This window comes from Streptomyces sp. NPDC056479, assembly GCF_042795335.1.
Classification (GTDB): Bacteria; Actinomycetota; Actinomycetes; order Streptomycetales; family Streptomycetaceae; genus Streptomyces.
Genome location: NZ_JBHTRZ010000009.1, coordinates 81,360 through 96,780 on the forward strand (window position 1 = coordinate 81,360; position 15,421 = coordinate 96,780).

At 70.3% G+C, this 15,421-nt stretch carries 14 protein-coding genes; 6 read left to right on the forward strand and 8 right to left on the reverse strand.

Features of this window, described 5'->3' with window-relative positions:
* Positions 1-94: 94 nt before the first annotated feature.
* The 6 genes from ACFQ6S_RS31865 to ACFQ6S_RS31890 form a co-directional block, all read right to left on the reverse strand.
* Positions 95-718, reverse strand: coding sequence for a hypothetical protein (locus ACFQ6S_RS31865; RefSeq protein WP_383417447.1), 624 nt, complete (start codon positions 716-718; stop codon positions 95-97).
* Positions 705-2,243, reverse strand: coding sequence for a substrate-binding domain-containing protein (locus ACFQ6S_RS31870; RefSeq protein ID WP_383417450.1), 1,539 nt, complete (start codon positions 2,241-2,243; stop codon positions 705-707). Before ACFQ6S_RS31870 ends, ACFQ6S_RS31865 begins: the two co-directional genes overlap by 14 nt.
* The gene (locus tag ACFQ6S_RS31875; RefSeq protein WP_383417453.1) at positions 2,240-3,409 is read right to left on the reverse strand and encodes a toxic anion resistance protein; all 1,170 of its coding nucleotides are present in this window, start codon (positions 3,407-3,409) and stop codon (positions 2,240-2,242) included. Before ACFQ6S_RS31875 ends, ACFQ6S_RS31870 begins: the two co-directional genes overlap by 4 nt.
* Before the next feature lie 14 nt (positions 3,410-3,423).
* Positions 3,424-4,488: a hypothetical protein gene (locus tag ACFQ6S_RS31880; protein ID WP_383417456.1), complete on the reverse strand. Its 1,065-nt coding sequence runs from the start codon at positions 4,486-4,488 to the stop codon at positions 3,424-3,426.
* Between the two features lie 220 nt (positions 4,489-4,708).
* Complete coding sequence (locus ACFQ6S_RS31885; RefSeq protein WP_383417458.1) at positions 4,709-5,131, reverse strand: hypothetical protein; 423 nt, start codon at positions 5,129-5,131, stop codon at positions 4,709-4,711.
* Positions 5,132-5,228: 97 nt separating this feature from the next.
* Positions 5,229-6,440, reverse strand: coding sequence for a pyridoxal phosphate-dependent aminotransferase (locus tag ACFQ6S_RS31890; protein WP_383417460.1), 1,212 nt, complete (start codon positions 6,438-6,440; stop codon positions 5,229-5,231).
* A 126-nt stretch (positions 6,441-6,566) separates the two neighbouring features.
* Here ACFQ6S_RS31890 and ACFQ6S_RS31895 point away from each other — a divergent pair, with 126 nt between their 5' ends.
* Both ACFQ6S_RS31895 and ACFQ6S_RS31900 read left to right on the forward strand, forming a co-directional pair.
* Complete coding sequence (locus ACFQ6S_RS31895) at positions 6,567-7,391, forward strand: hypothetical protein (RefSeq protein WP_383417463.1); 825 nt, start codon at positions 6,567-6,569, stop codon at positions 7,389-7,391.
* Between the two features lie 247 nt (positions 7,392-7,638).
* Positions 7,639-8,568, forward strand: coding sequence for a trypsin-like peptidase domain-containing protein (locus tag ACFQ6S_RS31900; RefSeq protein WP_383417465.1), 930 nt, complete (start codon positions 7,639-7,641; stop codon positions 8,566-8,568).
* Between the two features lie 25 nt (positions 8,569-8,593).
* Here the strand turns inward: ACFQ6S_RS31900 and ACFQ6S_RS31905 are convergent, their stop codons facing one another.
* Both ACFQ6S_RS31905 and ACFQ6S_RS31910 read right to left on the reverse strand, forming a co-directional pair.
* The gene (locus ACFQ6S_RS31905) at positions 8,594-10,204 is read right to left on the reverse strand and encodes an amidohydrolase family protein (RefSeq protein WP_383417466.1); all 1,611 of its coding nucleotides are present in this window, start codon (positions 10,202-10,204) and stop codon (positions 8,594-8,596) included.
* A 13-nt stretch (positions 10,205-10,217) separates the two neighbouring features.
* The gene (locus ACFQ6S_RS31910; protein ID WP_383417469.1) at positions 10,218-11,489 is read right to left on the reverse strand and encodes an amino acid deaminase; all 1,272 of its coding nucleotides are present in this window, start codon (positions 11,487-11,489) and stop codon (positions 10,218-10,220) included.
* A 138-nt stretch (positions 11,490-11,627) separates the two neighbouring features.
* Here ACFQ6S_RS31910 and ACFQ6S_RS31915 point away from each other — a divergent pair, with 138 nt between their 5' ends.
* The 4 genes from ACFQ6S_RS31915 to ACFQ6S_RS31930 all read left to right on the forward strand — a co-directional run.
* Complete coding sequence (locus ACFQ6S_RS31915) at positions 11,628-12,683, forward strand: sugar kinase (RefSeq protein ID WP_383417472.1); 1,056 nt, start codon at positions 11,628-11,630, stop codon at positions 12,681-12,683.
* Positions 12,680-13,441 (forward strand): IclR family transcriptional regulator, encoded by a 762-nt coding sequence (locus tag ACFQ6S_RS31920; RefSeq protein ID WP_383417474.1) that lies wholly within the window; start codon positions 12,680-12,682, stop codon positions 13,439-13,441. The genes ACFQ6S_RS31915 and ACFQ6S_RS31920 overlap by 4 nt, the downstream gene beginning before the upstream one ends.
* A complete protein-coding gene (locus ACFQ6S_RS31925; RefSeq protein WP_383417476.1) occupies positions 13,438-13,848 on the forward strand; it encodes a RidA family protein in 411 nt (136 codons plus the stop codon). Before ACFQ6S_RS31920 ends, ACFQ6S_RS31925 begins: the two co-directional genes overlap by 4 nt.
* Positions 13,849-13,971: 123 nt before the next feature.
* Positions 13,972-15,421 (forward strand): GntP family permease (locus ACFQ6S_RS31930; protein ID WP_383418260.1); only part of this gene is annotated, 1,450 nt, incomplete at its 3' end.

Here is a 15,421-nt window from a genome sequence, read left to right on the forward strand (position 1 = left end):
CGTCCGCCCCGACGGGAAGGCCGCGGCAGGCCCTCGCCCGTATCTTCGTGAACAGGGCTCCGCGACGGTGTTCGTCACGCGCCAGGCGGCCCGATCACCCGGTCCCGCCCCGGTCCTCCAGATACCGGGTGTGCGACTCCTGTCGGCGGGCCTCCACCTCGCGCAGGCCCGCCGCCAGCTGCTCGGCGTCCTTCTTCAGCAGGCCCAGCTGCCGCTCCAGATGCAGTTCCGGGGAGTCGGTGCCGGGCGACATCCGCGTCCACCACCGCGTCCGTACGAAACTGTCGACGGCCTCGGGAAGGTCGCGCCGCACGATCCGGGACAGCACGTGGACGCCCTCCGGATCATGGGCGAGCAGCTCGGTCGCCCAGCCCTTCTCGAGCAACGCGGCCAGCAGCTCCTTCAGTTCACGCAGCCGGGCGGCGGCCGTGACCGACAGCTCGATGTCCGTCAGATAGCCGCGCAGCTTCTCGAAGTCACCCCGCAGCTCGTCCAGCTGGGCCGACGGGTCCGGGAAGTCGGGCAGGGCGGGCCGCTCCGGCGGGGCGATCAGCGCGCCCGCGCCGTACAGCCCGGCGACCACGACAGGCCAGTACGGTCCCGCCACCCCGGTGAAGGTCAGCACCACGCCGACCAGCCCGCACGCGCTCCCGGCGATGTTCTTGCGGGACTCCAGGTATGCCAGCGCCCTGCCCGGAGCCGTTCTACTGGTAGCCACGGATCTCCTCGAAGGCGCCGTCCAGAGAGCCCTCCTGGGCGTCGAAGAGGCGGCCGCCGGTCAGCTCGGCGATGTTCTCCAGCTCGGACTTGCTGGAGTCGCCGAAGAGGATCGGGAAGACGGGCGTCGCCCGCCGCTCACGGTCCAGTCCGATGTAGAAGGCGTGGAAGCCGGCCGAATCGGTGCCCGCGGTGTTCTCGCCGTCCGTCATCAGCACGATCGACGTGAAGGTGTCGCGTCCGGAGCCCAGATGGTCGTAGGCCGCCTCCAGCGACGTGTAGATCGCGGTGTCGCCCTCGGCGGTGAGCGCCTCGGTGTCCTTGCGGATTCCGTCCAGACCGGTCTTCGGGTCGGCCGGCTCCACGACATGCGTGCGCACGCTCTTCACGCCCGATCCGAACGGCATCAGCGTGACCTCCTCGCGCTCGCGGAAGTCACCGGTGAGGTCGGTGAGCGCCCGCTTCAGCTGCGCCAGGCGATCGCCCTTCATCGAGCCCGAGGTGTCGAGGACGTAGACCGTCCTGGACGGGCGGCGCAGCTCGTTCTCGTACGCGTCGAGCAGTCCGTCGGCGACGGAACGGCTGCCCGGGAAGGGCAGTTCGCGCCGCCGTCCGGTGTCGAGGCCGGGCGCCGGATCGACGGAGGGGACGACCGGGCGGCGATGGGTGCGCTCCGTGATCATCCGCTGGATGTCCTCGGTGCGCAGGGCCTCGGTGAGGCGGCGGACGTCGTCCCGGGTCGCGGCACTCGTCGACGCGAGGGAAGAGAGCGGGTAGTCGGCGGTGACGACGCCGTCCTTGGGGCGGATCACCGTCAGGCCCGGGATGCCCTTGAGGACGGACTCGTAGTTGAGCAGCGCGTCGACGTTCCCGCGCCGCTTGTACGCCGTCGCCAGCCAGCCCGACGAACCCGACGTCAGCTTCTGCCCCGTGAAGAACTCCTTCAGCCGGGGCGTGGCCTTCGTGACGTCCGCGTCGGTGAGCGCGGACTGGGCGCCGGAGAGGGCCGAGGCGACCGAGACCAGGGTGGCGAAGCCGGAGTTGGAGCGGGCCGGGTCCGTCATGCCGTAGGTGAGCCTGCCGTCCTGGACGGCCCGCTCGATCTGCGACCAGGTGACGTCCTCGGGCCGCCAGCCCAGCTTGCCGAGGGTCGCGGACCTGACGCCGACGGCGACCGGGCTCGACATCACCGGCGTCTCCGACACGACCTTCTTCGCCGCTTCCGGCCGCAGCCGCAGATAGTCGTTGGAGGACAGCCACACCGCGTCGTACTGCCCGTCCGCCTTGCCCTTCGCCAGCAGTTCCACGGCGTCGAGGGTGCCCATGTAGGTGGGCCGCACCTCGATGCCGGTGTCGTCGGCGATCCGGTCGAGGACCGGGGTCATGTCGCTGAGCTCGCTGGAGGCGAGGACCCTGAGAGTGCCGGGCTGCGGGCCGTCCTGGGGCTTGTCGGTCGCCTTCTGCGAGGTGCAGGAGGTCAGCAGGGCCACCGCGGCGAGCGCGGCGGCGAGAAGTCGTGCTCTCATCCGAGACCGCCCTCCAACGCGCCCTGGGAACGGCTGCGCTCCAGGTAGCCGCTCGCGTGCTGCAGTTCGGCCGTCAGGCTCTCCACCGTGGCCGCCATCGCCTCGGTCGCCTGGACCTTGTAGCTGTCGATGGTGTCGAGCGTGCGGTAGATCTGCTGGAAGGCCGAGCGCAGGGTCTCCGCGCCGACGGCCGGGTCGGCGGCGATGCGCTGGATCTCGCCGCTCTGCGTGGCGAGCATCTCGGCGTTGCCGCGAATGAGGTCCTCGGTGGTCCCGCGCAGGGCGTTGACCTGCTCGATGACCTTCTTCTGGTTGTCGAGCGCGGAGGCCAGCATCACGGAGATGCGCAGCGCCGAGACGGTCGTGGTCGCGGCCCGGTCGACGCCCTTGATGAGTTCCTCGTTGTTGCGCCGTACGACGTCCATGGCGAGGTAGCCCTGCGCGCACACCGCGAGCTGGGTCAGCAGGTCCTGGTGCTTCTGCCGGACCGGGAAGAGGATGTCGGCGCGCAGAGTGTCGGCCTGCTGGGGATCGGCGACCTGGCCGATGTGCTGCTCCACGGCCGTGTCCAGGGCTTCCGTCAGCACGACGTACTCCTGGAGCTTGCCCATGGTCTCCCACAGCCGCGTCCGCTCGGTCTGCAGGGCGGCGTTGTCCCGCCGCAGCTCGTCCTGCCCGCCCCGCAGCGAACCCACGATCTTGTTCAGGGTCCCCTGCGCGGAGGCGTACTTGGCGACGTGGTCGCGCAGCTTGTTGCCACCGGGAAGCCTGGAGAGGAACTTGCGCCCCTTGGACGCGGGCAGGTCCCGCGGGTCCAGGTCTTCGACCACCCTCCGCAGTTCGACGAGCGAGCCCGCGACCTGCGACTGGGCGTCCCCGCCCTTGTCGGGCAGGCTGCGGATGGTCCGCTCCAGCATGCGGTTGGACTGGGCGGCGGCGGTACGCATCTCACCGGCGCCGAGGCCGGTGATCTCGCCGACCTTGCCGGCGAACTCGGGGGAGCGGGCGTCGAGCGCCGCGAGCCCCTCGATGTAGGCGTTGGCCTTGTTCGCCATGTCGGTTCGGACGCCGTCGTCGACCGGGACGAGTCCGCCGGCCTTCTCGCGCGGCACGGCGGCCACGGGCTCGGGCGGGGTGAGGACGAAGGTGTCGTCGTTGATGCTCATGTGCTGTTGCCCCCTTATCCGCGCGCCCGTCGCGCCAGCTCGTGCAGCACCTCGGAGGTGGGCACGGCCGCCTGGTGGACGCCGGTCAGTTCCTGCTTGAGGTAGGTGGTGTCCGAGGCGAACTCACTGGCCTCGCCCTGCGGACGGAACCCGTGCCGGGCCTCCAGGTCGCGCAACTTCGGGTCCGAGGAGAGCAGTTCGGCGACGGCCTTGCCGTTCTCGGTCATCGGTACGACCGTGTGGTCGCTGTTGACCGTGGTGTCCGGGTAGAGGACGACCAGGTCGCCGGGCTGCTGCCCCTCCGCCAGCAGCGAGGCGACCTGGGACTCGTAGACCACGACGAGCGGGTTGCCGGCACCGCTGACGAAGTCCCGGAAGACGGCGTCACTGCTGGACTGCTGGGCGCCCTGCACGCTGATCAGCTTGTGCAGCAGCGGGGTGGCCCGGTCGATCCCGGCGTCGTCGGCGACGACCTTGCCGCCGTTCTCGACGTAGGAGGCGGCGGCCAGATAGAGGGCGCCGGAGTTGGAGGTCTCGGGGTCGGTGCTGGACAGGTAGAGCGTGCCCGTCAACTCACCGTACTTCTGGGCGCCCTTGAGCTGCTGCCAGGTGCGGTCGTCGCGGGCGGCGTCCAGATAGGCGGCCATCTTCAGGGTGCCGCGGTGGGGTTCGTCCAGGGTGGCGAGCCCGTTCGCCGCGAGCACCTCGGCGGCGTTCTTGTGCGCCACGACCACGAGGGGCGAGTAGAAGGGGCGGGGGAGTGTCCCCGTCACCTTGTACTTCGCCGCCAGCGCGACGGCCGGCGCCTGGCTCGACGGGAGTGCGAGGTCGTACCCCTTGAGGTCCAACCCCTCCATGGCCCAGGACCCGGAGGTCTCGGCCTTCACGGTGTAGCCCTTGGCGGCGAGGGCCTTCACCACGTCGGGATCGGCGAAGAACTCTGCCTTCTCCGACCCGATCACCGCCTGCACGGTCTTCGTTGCCGTGCCGTTGTCCCCATTGCTGCGGCCCGCGACGACGGCGGCCACCACGCCACCGATCAGCACCACCGCGAGGATGATTCCAGCGATTCGTCTCACGCCGGGGAGAGTGCTCCCGGAATCCAACGTTCCCGGTCAATGGGGATGAACGGCGGGTGTCATGCCGGTCCCGTTACGACACGGGGGACTGCAACGCCCTAAGGGGCGCGGGGAACTGCGCGACAAGCCACCGACAACCGTCAGCCGCCGAACAACCAACTGTGGCACCCGGTCCGCGCGTCGCTGCGGGTGCACGCGGACCGGGGCCGTTCAAGGGGTGTCAGCCGACGCCGGTCAACTCCTGCGGCTCAGCCTGCGCAGCAGCATGCGCGTCCATCCGCTCGGCGGCCAGAATCGCCGCCGCCGTATCCGCCCGAGACGCGGCGACGACCAGCGCCCGCCCGGCAAGGGCATGCGCACGCCGATGCAGTGCCGCGAGCTTGGGCCGGCCGCCGGAGACCACCGCGCGGGCCGGCCTGTGTCCCTCCCGCAGCCGGGCCACCTGGTCCGCCAGCCGGTCGGCCGCGGTGTCCAGGTCCGCCGAGGGTGCCGTCGCACGCAGCTCGTCCGTGACGGCGAGCAGCGCGGCGAGGTGGCCGGCGAGCTGGATGTCCAACTCCTCCTCGCGGGAGCGGTGGGGGAAGTCGGTGGTGTTGCCGGCCATCGTGCTGTGGACCGACTTGGTTCGGATCGGTTCGTACATGGGGATGGCCTCCTGTGCGCTGACAGGAAACCATCCTAGCTTAGATTCTGTCTAAAGTTGAGCCGTTCACAAAAGCGGACCACCGGTACACACACGGTCACGGCTGGCCGTAGCCGTCGAGGAACCGCCCGATCCGCCCCATCGCGTCCCGCAGGTCCGTGACCGTCGGCAGGGTCACCACCCGGAAGTGATCCGACTCGGGCCAGTTGAACCCGCTGCCCTGCACGACCATGATCTTCTCGCGCCGCAGCAGGTCCAGGACCATCTGCCGGTCGTCCTTGATCTTGAACACCTTGGGGTCCAGGCGCGGGAAGAGATACAGCGCCCCCTTCGGCCGTACGCATGTCACGCCGGGGATCTGGGTCAGCAGCTCGTAGGCGACATCCATCTGCTCCTTCAGCCGCCCGCCGGGCAGCACCAGGTCATTGATGGTCTGCCGCCCGCTGAGCGCGGCCACGACGCCGTGCTGGCCGGGCATGTTCGCGCACAGCCGCATGTTCGCGAGGATGGTGAGGCCCTCGATGTAGGAGTCTGCGTGGGCGCGCGGGCCCGAGATCGACATCCAGCCCACCCGGTAACCGGCGACGCGGTACGCCTTCGACATGCCGTTGAAGGTGAGGGTGAGCAGATCGGGGGCGACGGCCGCGGTGGGGGTGTGGGTGGCGCCGTCGTACAGGATCTTGTCGTAGATCTCGTCGGAGCAGACGAGGAGGTTGTGCCGCCGGGCGATGTCCGTCAGCCCCCGGAGCATGGCCTTGTCGTACACGGCCCCCGTCGGGTTGTTGGGGTTGATGATGACGATGGCCTTGGTGCGGTCGGTGACCTTGCGCTCGATGTCGGCGAGGTCGGGCATCCAGTCGGACTGCTCGTCGCACCGGTAGTGGACGGCGGTACCGCCGGAGAGCGACACGGCGGCGGTCCACAGCGGATAGTCGGGCGCCGGGACCAGCACCTCGTCCCCGTCGTCGAGCAGGCCCTGCATCGCCATGACGATCAGCTCGGAGACGCCGTTGCCGATGAAGACGTGCTCGACGTCGGTCTCGATGCCCAGCGTCTGGTTGTGCATGACGACGGCACGGCGCGCCGCGAGCAGGCCCTTCGCGTCGCCGTAGCCATGGGCCGACGACACGTTGCGGAGGATGTCCTCCAGGATCTCGGGCGGACACTCGAAGCCGAACGCGGCCGGGTTGCCGGTGTTCAGCTTGAGGATCCGATGCCCCGCCGACTCGAGCCGCATCGCCTCCTCGAGCACCGGGCCCCGGATCTCGTAACAGACGTTGGCGAGCTTGGTCGACTGGATCACCTGCATGTCCAGGAGCTTACGGCTCGGTAACGCCGCTTGGGCGGTGTTTTCCGACACGTGAGACGCGGTGGTTTGGGCTGTTATCGCCGGTAGCTGTCACAGGAACCTCTCTGGTCTCTACAATGCGCGGTCATGTCCAGGCCGCCTGAGCAGGAAAACGGGATGTACGGGGCGAACGGCGTGAACCACTCCGCCGCCGCACCCGGCGTCCATGGTGCGCACTGGGAAAGTGATGGAACCCAGGTGCCCCCGAACGTGTACCACCCGCAGGTCGAGCCGGCTCCGGTGTACGAGGAGTACTCCGACCCCGCGGCCGCCCACGGCTGGCAGAACGCCTACGACGAGACGACCGAGATGCCTCCGGTGGCCGACGGGGCGGACGGTGCTCGTGAGGACCCGCGTGCCGACGGCGTCCACGGTGCCGGCGGTGGCTACGACTACGTCTACGAGGACGGCTACGACTACGCCGACGCCTACGCCGGCGAATCCGGCAGGGGCCGCGGCCGCCGCCGAGCCCGACGCAAGCCCGGCGTCTGGCGTTCGCCACGTTTCGCGGTGGCGGCCGGTGCGGTGGGGGCACTGTCGGCGGCGGCGCTGATAGCCGGGTTCTCCCTGTCCGGATCCTCCTCGGAGGGCGGCACGCGGACCAAGGACGACCGGACGGGCGCGACGTCCGGCGACGCGGTGACGCCGGGAGAGCCCTCCCCGGGCGTGTCGGCAGGTGCCCGCGCGCCCGAGGGCGCCGGCCCGTCGCAAAGCCCCTCGCCGAGTGACCCGGCGAGCCCCTCCTCGTCGGACGACGGCGGCTCCGATGGCAAGACCGTTGAGCCGTCGGCGGATCCGACTGCCGCCGGCACGGCCCCCTCCGAGCCCGCCGCCACCCCGACCGCTACCGCGCCGGGCAACTCGGGCAACAATCCGGGACGAGGGCAGGGCGGCACCAAGAAGCCCGGCTGAAGGCCGGGCGGACGGGGGCGGTGAGGCCACTGTGGTGATCTCATCACCCTCTCGTGAACGTCCTGCGCCGTAGGGCCCGCGCCCTCACTCACCGTGATAGGGAAACCCCTACGGCCACCCCTATGGCCCGAACTCGCGGGTAACCAACTCCTTGTCCGCACCCCCCTCGTGCGTGACAATGCGCATGACAAATACGTGGGTGACCGGAGATTTTCCGGTCACCTTCTCCGTATGAGGGGACCCCCACATGAGAAAACCTCTCGGCGCCGCCCTCCTCGCCCTGGCGATAGCCGGGGCCGGCGCCGCACCCGCGGCCGCGGCTGACGTGGACACGGCTCAGTCCTTCGGCAAGGGTGTCGACACGACCTCGGTCACCTCGGTGGTCCAGGACACCGTCAACTCCGCCGCGGACAGCCTCGGCCAGGTCCTGAACCCCAAGGCCAAGGCCGTCAACTTCGCGGGTACCGTCGCGCTCAGCAACTGCTCCGGCTCGGTCGTCCGTTTCCCGGCCTCGGAGGACAACGACCCGGCGCTGGTGATGTCCAACGGCCACTGTCTGGAGACCGGCATGCCGGGACCCGGTGAGGTCGTCGTCGACCGGGCCTCCAGCCGGACGTTCGGTCTGCTCAACGCAAACGGCAGCCGGGTCGCCACGCTGCGCGCCAGCAAGATCGCCTACGGCACGATGACCGACACGGATGTGTCGATCTATCAGCTCACCACCACGTACGCGCAGATCAAGAGCTCGTACGGGATCAACGCGCTGACCGTGGCCGACTCCCACCCGACCGCCGGCACGGCCATCACGGTCGCCTCCGGCTACTGGAAGCGGCTGTACAGCTGCAACATCGACGGGTTCGCCTACCGCCTCAAGGAAGGCGACTGGACCTTCAAGGACTCGGTCCGCTACACCTCCGCCTGCAACACCATCGGCGGCACCTCCGGCTCCCCCGTCATCGACCAGGCCACCAACAAGGTCGTCGCCGTCAACAACACCGGCAACGAGGACGGCCAGCGCTGCACGGTCAACAACCCGTGCGAGGTCGACGAGAGCGGCAACGTCACCGTTCGACAGGGCATCAACTACGCCCAGGAGACCTACCAGATCCCCGCCTGCTTCGGCGTCGACAACAAGCTCGACCTGAGCGCGAGCGGGTGCGTGCTGCCCAAGCCGTAACACCTCGCGGCGGGCGGTCCCCCAGTCACCGAGTCGTCCGGCGGACCGCCCGCCCCGCCAGTACGTCCGTCCTGCGCCCGTCCTCGATCACGAAACGGCCGTCGACGAGGACGTACGGAATGCCGGTGGGGAGCTTCCTCGGTTCCTCGAACGTCGAACCCGCCGCCACCGTCGCTGCGTCGAACAGCACCAGGTCCGCCCGGTAGCCCTCGCGGACCAGGCCCCGGTCCGGCAGCCGCAGCCGCGCCGCCGGGCGCGAGGTCAGATGGGCCACGCACTCCTCCAGGGACAGCACTCCCAACTCCCGCACGTAGTGGCCGAGGTAGTGCGGGAACGTGCCGTACGCCCGTGGATGCGGCTTCGTGCCCTGCAGGATGCCGTCCGAGCCGCCCGTGTGGACGCGGTGCCGCATGATCGTGCGCACGTTCTCCTCGTGGCCGACGTGCTGGAGGATCGTCGAGCCCAGCCGGTCCTGAAGGAGCAGTCCGCGCGCGGTCACCCAAGGGGCCTCGCCCCGCGCGTGAGCCGACTGCCGGATCGTACGGCCGACGAAGTCGCCCAGGGCCGGGTCGCTCACGCCCGAGATCTCGATCGTGTCCCACTCGATGGGCACACCGTGGCAGCCGTCGGCGCCGATGACCTCCATGTGGTGGCGGATGCGTTCGGCGGTGTCGTCGTCCGACAGCCGGGCCAGGATCGCCTCCGGACCGCCCTCGCTCGCCCAGCTCGGCAGCATGGCGACGAGGGTCGTGCAGCCGGGCGTGTAGGGGTAGGTGTCCAGGCTGATGTCGGCCCCCTCGGCGAGCGCCTTGTCCAGCAGGGACAGCAGCTCCGGCGCCCGGCCCTCGTTCACACCGAAGTTCATGGTGGCGTGGGCGAGATGGAGCGCGCAGCCCGCCTCCCTCGTCAGGGCCACCATCTCCTCGTACGCCTGAAGCGCCCCGGCCCCGTAGGAGCGGTGGTGCGGGCAGTAGTAGCCGCCGTATGACGCCACCACCCGGCAGAGCTCGGTCAGTTCCCCGTCCTTGGCGTACATGCCGGGCGTGTACGTCAGCCCCGACGACAGGCCGACCGCGCCCTGCTCCAGGCCCTGAGCGACCAACTGCCGCATCCGGTCGAGCTCGTCCGGCGTCGCCTCCCGGTCCTCCCAGCCGACGGCGAGCGCGCGGACCGTGCCCTGGGGGATGAGGTAGGCGGCGTTCACGGCAATGCCGCGATCCAAGCGGTCCAGGTACTCACCCACCGTCCGCCAGTCGAAGTCGATGTCGTCGCCGGAGCCGTTCCAGCCGGTGATCGCCCGGCGCACCTCGGCGAGGGTGCGGTCGTCGACCGGCGCGTACGACAGGCCGTCCTGGCCGATCACTTCGAGGGTGACGCCCTGGGCCGCCTTCGCGCTGTGGTCGGGGTCCCGGAGCAGCGCCAGGTCGCTGTGCGCGTGCATGTCGATGAAGCCGGGGGCGAGGACCAGGCCCTCGGCGTCCAGCTCCCGGCGCGCCTCGGGGCGCTGGCAGCCGGCCGCGGCGGCCTCCTGCACGATCGACACGATCCTGCCGCCGTCCACGACGACATCGGCGCGGAAGGACGGGCCGCCGCTGCCGTCCACGACCTCCGCGTCCCGGATGACGAGCTCTTCCACGACCGCCCCCCTCCTAGAAGAACGTACGGATGTAGTCGACGACCGTCCCGTCCGCCTCGGCGACCGGGATCAGCTGCCACTTGTCGAAGGACGTGCACGGGTGGGACAGCCCCATCCCGAGCCAGTCCCCGACCTCCAGGTCCGCCTCCCCGGTCGTCGCCAGCCACGCGTGCTGGTCGGACAGTGCGGTCACCGAGACGCCGGTGGCCGGGCGCTCGGCACCGTCGCGACGGACCACCTGGGCGAACGGCAGATCGAGGTCGTACGCGGCGTCCCGCTTGCCCGCGTTGACGAAGGCCTGCTCGGGGGAGGGGCGGGAGACGACCTGGGCCCAGAGCCGGAAGGCGGGCTCGAGGGCGCCCTCCTGCGGGACCCGGTTGAAGGGGGTCAGCTTGCGGTAGTGGCCGTCGTCGTGCGAGACGTACGCACCGGAGCGCAGCAGCTTCAGTACGGGGACGGAGAGTGCGGGGATCTCGGCGAACACATCCGCGACGGCGTCGAACCACGCGCTGCCGCCCGCGCTGACGACGATCTCGTCCAGCCCCGCGAACCGGCCCGCCTTGTCGAACTCGACGGCCAGCGTGACCAGCCGGCGCAGCCAGGCGTGCACACGCTCGGGGTCGGCCTGCGGCACCTCGCCCTCGTACCCCGCGACCCCGGCCAGCCGCAGCGTGGACACGGCGGCCACCGCGTCCGCCACGGCGGCGCACTCGGCCTCCGTGCGGACGCCGGTACGGGCCCCTTCGCCGGCCGCCAGCTCGACGACGACGTCCAGCGGCCGGGTGGCCCCGGCGGCCTTCAGAGCCGCGTCCATCTGCCCGACCCCGCGCACGGAGTCGACGTAACAGATGAGACGGAAGGCCGGATCGGCGGTCATCTCGGCGGCGATCCAGCGCAGGGCGGCGGCGTCCACCAGTTCGTTCGCGAGGAAGATCCGCTCGGTGCCGTACGCCCGTGCCACCCGCACCTGATGCGGCACCGCGAGTGTGATGCCCCACGCCCCGTGCTCGATCTGCCGCTGGAACAGCTGGGGCGCCATGGAGGTCTTGCCGTGCGGGGCGAAGGCGAGGCCGTGGCGGGCGGCGTACGTCTCCATGAGGTCGAGGTTGTGCTCCAGGCGCTCGGCGGAGAGCGCGAGCACGGGAGTGGCGAAGCCGTCGGTGAAGAGGTTGCGGCGCTGGGCCGTCAGCTCGGCGACGGTGAGACCGTCGGCGTCCGGGGGGAGGCCCTTGAAGCGGTGGTCGACGCGTTCCTCGGCCAGGCGGGCGAGCGCCTCGTTGCTCATGGAACCTCCCTGATCTGGTGCGTTGCATTCACTGCAACACTCATTGCGTATATCGCTTACCGCTGTCTAACATCTCGGCCAACCGCGGGTCAACGGAGCCGCCGATCCACCCGCACAAGGCCTGGAGCTACGACGATCGTGACCATCACCGGACCCTGCAATGCCCCCGACGTCGTGGACGTCGTCGCGCTCGGCGAGTCCATGGTCACGTTCCTGCCCACTCGCCCCGGGCGCCTCGCCGATGTGCCGTCCTTCGAGCGGGGGATCGGGGGCGCCGAGTCCAACGTCGTGTGCGGGCTCGCCGCCGCGGGGCACGCGGTGCGCTGGGTGAGCCGGGTGGGGGCCGACGGGTTCGGCGACCATCTCGTGGAGGCGATCGGGGGGTACGGCGTCGATGTCTCGGCCGTGGCCCGGGATCCGGCGCGGCCGACGGGGGTGTACTTCCGTACGGCCGGTGACAGGGCCACGGACGCGCACGAGGTGGCGTACTACCGGGCGGGTTCCGCGGCTTCGGCGATGTCCGCGGCGAACACGGACCTGGGGGCGGTGCGTTCGGGGCGGATGCTGCATCTTTCGGGAATCACGGCGGCCCTGTCGGACACCTGCCTGGGGCTGCTGAGAGAACTCGTCACCCCGCGAACGGGCGGCGGCCCGCTCGTCTCCTTCGACGTCAACTTCCGCCCGGGACTGTGGCGGGACGCCGACGGTCCGGGCGTGCTGCTGGAGCTTGCGCGTGCCTGCGATGTGGTGTTCGTGGGCGCCGACGAGGCCGAGCATGCCTGGGGGGTCACCGGAGGGCCCGAGGCGATCCGGGCGCTGTTGCCGGAGCCGAGGGTGCTGGTGGTGAAGGAAGGGGGCCGTGGGGCGAGCGTGTTCGCCTCGGCCGCGACCCCGGCCGCCTTCGTGCCGGCCCTCGACGTGGACGTCGTCGCCGCCACCGGCGCCGGCGACGCCTTCGCCGCCGGCTTCCTCTCCGCCACGCTCCGCGACCTCCCCCTCCCCGCCCGCCTCCGCCACGGCCACCTCTGGGCCGCCGCCACCCTCACCGCCCCCGGCGACCTGGCCGCACCCCCCTCCCGCGACACCGCCGACCGCCTGGTCGCCCTGGACGCCGCCGCGTGGGAGAAACTTCGACTCGGCCCCGGCTGGACGCAAGCCACCGAGCGGGCCGACGAGGAGGTACGTACGCCATGAGCCAGACCGTCGACCGTGCGCTCAGCATCCTGCCGCTGCTCGCCGAGGGCCCCGCCGACCTGGGCCAGGTCGCCGACCGCCTCGGCGTCCACAAGTCCACCGCCCTGCGGCTGCTGCGCACCCTGCACGAGCACGGCCTCGTCTACCGCCAGTCCGACCAGCGCTACCGCCTCGGCGCCCGCCTCATCGCCCTCGCCCAGGAGGCGATGGAGAACCTCGACATCCGCGAGATCGCACATCCCCACCTCGCACGCCTGAACGAGCAGTGCGGGCACACCGTCCACCTCGCCGTGTACGAGGAGGACGAGGTGCTGTACATCGACAAGGTCGAGAGCCGCTACCCCGTGCGGATGTACTCGCGGATCGGCAAGCCCGTCGCCATCACCGTGGCCGCCGTGGCGAAGCTCCTCCTCGCCGATCGGCCCGAGCACGAGCGCCGCGTCCTCGCCGAGAAGCTCGACTACCCCATGTACACGTCCCGTTCGACACCGAACCCGGATGCGTTCCTCAGGGAACTGGCCAAGGTGCGCGAACAGGGCTGGGCCACCGACCTCGGTGGCCACGAGGAGTCCATCAACTGCGTGGCCGCACCGATCCGCGGTGCCGACGGCCGCGTCGTCGCCGCGATGTCGGTCTCCGCGCCGAACGTCGTCGTCACCGCCGACGAACTCCTCACCCTGCTCCCGCTGGTGCGCCGTACGGCGGACGACATCAGCGGCGAGTACTCCGGCAGAACCTCAGCGAAGGGCACCGTATGACCGACAAGATCGCACTCACCCCCAAGACCCACACCACCCCTCCGGCGAAGTTCTCCCACGGGGTGAAGAAGGGGAACATCCTTCAGGTGGCGGGGCAGGTCGGCTTCCTCCCGGCGGTGGAGGGACAGCCCCCGACGCCCGCCGGACCGAGCCTGCGTGAGCAGACCCTCCAGACCCTCGCCAACGTCAAGGCGATCCTGGAGGAGGGCGGCGCCTCCTGGGACGACGTGATGATGATCCGCGTCTATCTGACGGACGTCGCGCACTTCGCCGAGATGAACGAGATCTACAACACCTACTTCGAGGAGCAGGGGCTGACCCAGCCGCCCGCCGCCCGCACCACCGTGTACGTCGGTCTGCCGGCGGGGCTGCTCATCGAGATCGACGCGCTGGCCGTGCTCGGCTGACGCCTGCTCAACCCCCGCACGCCGCATACGGCATGGTGTCCGCCATCCCCTGGGACGCCATGCCGCGATCCTCCCTGCCCGAAAGCAGTATGTACTTACCCAGAGGACCCCCAATTGTCCCCGATATCCTTCCCTCTCGCCGCATCGGCCCCCGCCGAGACCCCACCCCACACCGGCGGACTGCTCCTCCTCATCGACGGAACGGCCGGACTGCTCACGGTCGCCGCCATCGGCATCGCTCTGCTGCTCTTCCTCATCATCAAGGTGCGACTGCAGCCCTTCGTGGCTCTGCTCGCCGTCTCCATAGCCGTCGGCCTGATGGCCGGCCTGTCGGTCACCGAACTCTTCGGCACCGTCCAGCGGTCGGACGCCGTGTCCACCATCGAGTCCGGTATGGGCGGCATCCTCGGCCATGTCGCGATCATCATCGGCCTGGGCACCATGCTCGGCGCGATCCTCGAAGTCAGCGGCGGGGCGGAGGTGCTGGCCTCCCGCCTCCTGAACCTCTTCGGCGAGAAGCGCGCCCCCCTCGCGATGGGCCTCACCGGCCTGATCTTCGGCATCCCCGTCTTCTTCGACGTCGGCATCTTCGTCCTCGCCCCGCTCGTGTACGCCGCCGCCAAGCGCTCGGGCAAGTCCGTCCTGCTCTACTGCCTGCCGCTGCTCGCGGGCCTGTCGATGACCCACGCCTTCCTGCCCCCGCACCCCGGTCCGGTCGCGGCGGCCGGCCTGCTCCACGTCGAGCTGGGCTGGGTCATCCTCATGGGCATCGTCTGCGGTATCCCGGCGGTGCTGGCCGCGTGGGTGTTCTCGGCCTGGATCGGCAAGCGCATCTTCGTCGCCGTGCCGCAGGACATGGTCGAGGCGGCGGCCGAGGCGAAGCTGGCGGTCATCAACGAGCAGCGCAATGCCGGGGTCGAGCCGCAGGAGACTCCCGTTCCGCTCGGCACGGTGCTCGGCATCATCGGCACCCCGCTGGTGCTGATCCTCGCGGCGACCTTCTCCTCCATCGCCCTGGACCCCTCCACCACGCGCTCGGTGATCGAGTTCTTCGGCAACCCGTTCGTGGCCCTGACCCTCGCCCTGCTGCTCGCCTACTACCTGCTGGGCATCCGCCGCGGCTGGTCCCGCAAGTCCCTGGAGACGGTGTCGACGTCCTCCCTCAAGCCCGTCGGCAACATCCTCCTGGTCGTCGGCGCGGGCGGAGTCTTCGGCGCCATCCTCAAGGCCAGCGGCGTCGCCCAGGCCCTCTCCGACACCTTCAACGACGTCGGCCTGCCGGTGCTCGTCCTGTCGTACCTGATCTCGCTGGTCCTGCGAGTGGCCCAGGGCTCCGCGACGGTCGCCATCGTCACCACGGCCGGCATCGTCGCCCCCCTCCTCACCGAGGGCGACCACTCCCAGGCCTTCATCGCCCTGGTCATCATGGCCATCTCGGCCGGCTCGATCTTCGCCTCACACGTCAACGACGGCGGCTTCTGGATCGTCGCCAAGTACTTCGGCATCACCGAGCGGGACACGTTGAAGACGTGGACCGTGCTGGAGAGTGTGCTGTCGGTGGCGGGGTTCGTGG

Excerpts from the sequence above, each read along its gene's own strand:
- ACFQ6S_RS31870 (WP_383417450.1), bottom strand. The coding sequence starts at position 2,243 with ATGAGAGCACGACTTCTCGCCGCCGCGCTCGCCGCGGTGGCCCTGCTG.
- ACFQ6S_RS31875 (WP_383417453.1), bottom strand. The coding sequence starts at position 3,409 with ATGAGCATCAACGACGACACCTTCGTCCTCACCCCGCCCGAGCCCGTG.
- ACFQ6S_RS31885 (WP_383417458.1), bottom strand. The coding sequence starts at position 5,131 with ATGTACGAACCGATCCGAACCAAGTCGGTCCACAGCACGATGGCCGGC.
- ACFQ6S_RS31890 (WP_383417460.1), bottom strand. The coding sequence starts at position 6,440 with ATGCAGGTGATCCAGTCGACCAAGCTCGCCAACGTCTGTTACGAGATC.
- ACFQ6S_RS31895 (WP_383417463.1), top strand. The coding sequence starts at position 6,567 with ATGTCCAGGCCGCCTGAGCAGGAAAACGGGATGTACGGGGCGAACGGC.
- ACFQ6S_RS31900 (WP_383417465.1), top strand. The coding sequence starts at position 7,639 with ATGAGAAAACCTCTCGGCGCCGCCCTCCTCGCCCTGGCGATAGCCGGG.
- ACFQ6S_RS31910 (WP_383417469.1), bottom strand. The coding sequence starts at position 11,489 with ATGAGCAACGAGGCGCTCGCCCGCCTGGCCGAGGAACGCGTCGACCAC.
- ACFQ6S_RS31920 (WP_383417474.1), top strand. The coding sequence starts at position 12,680 with ATGAGCCAGACCGTCGACCGTGCGCTCAGCATCCTGCCGCTGCTCGCC.
- ACFQ6S_RS31925 (WP_383417476.1), top strand. The coding sequence starts at position 13,438 with ATGACCGACAAGATCGCACTCACCCCCAAGACCCACACCACCCCTCCG.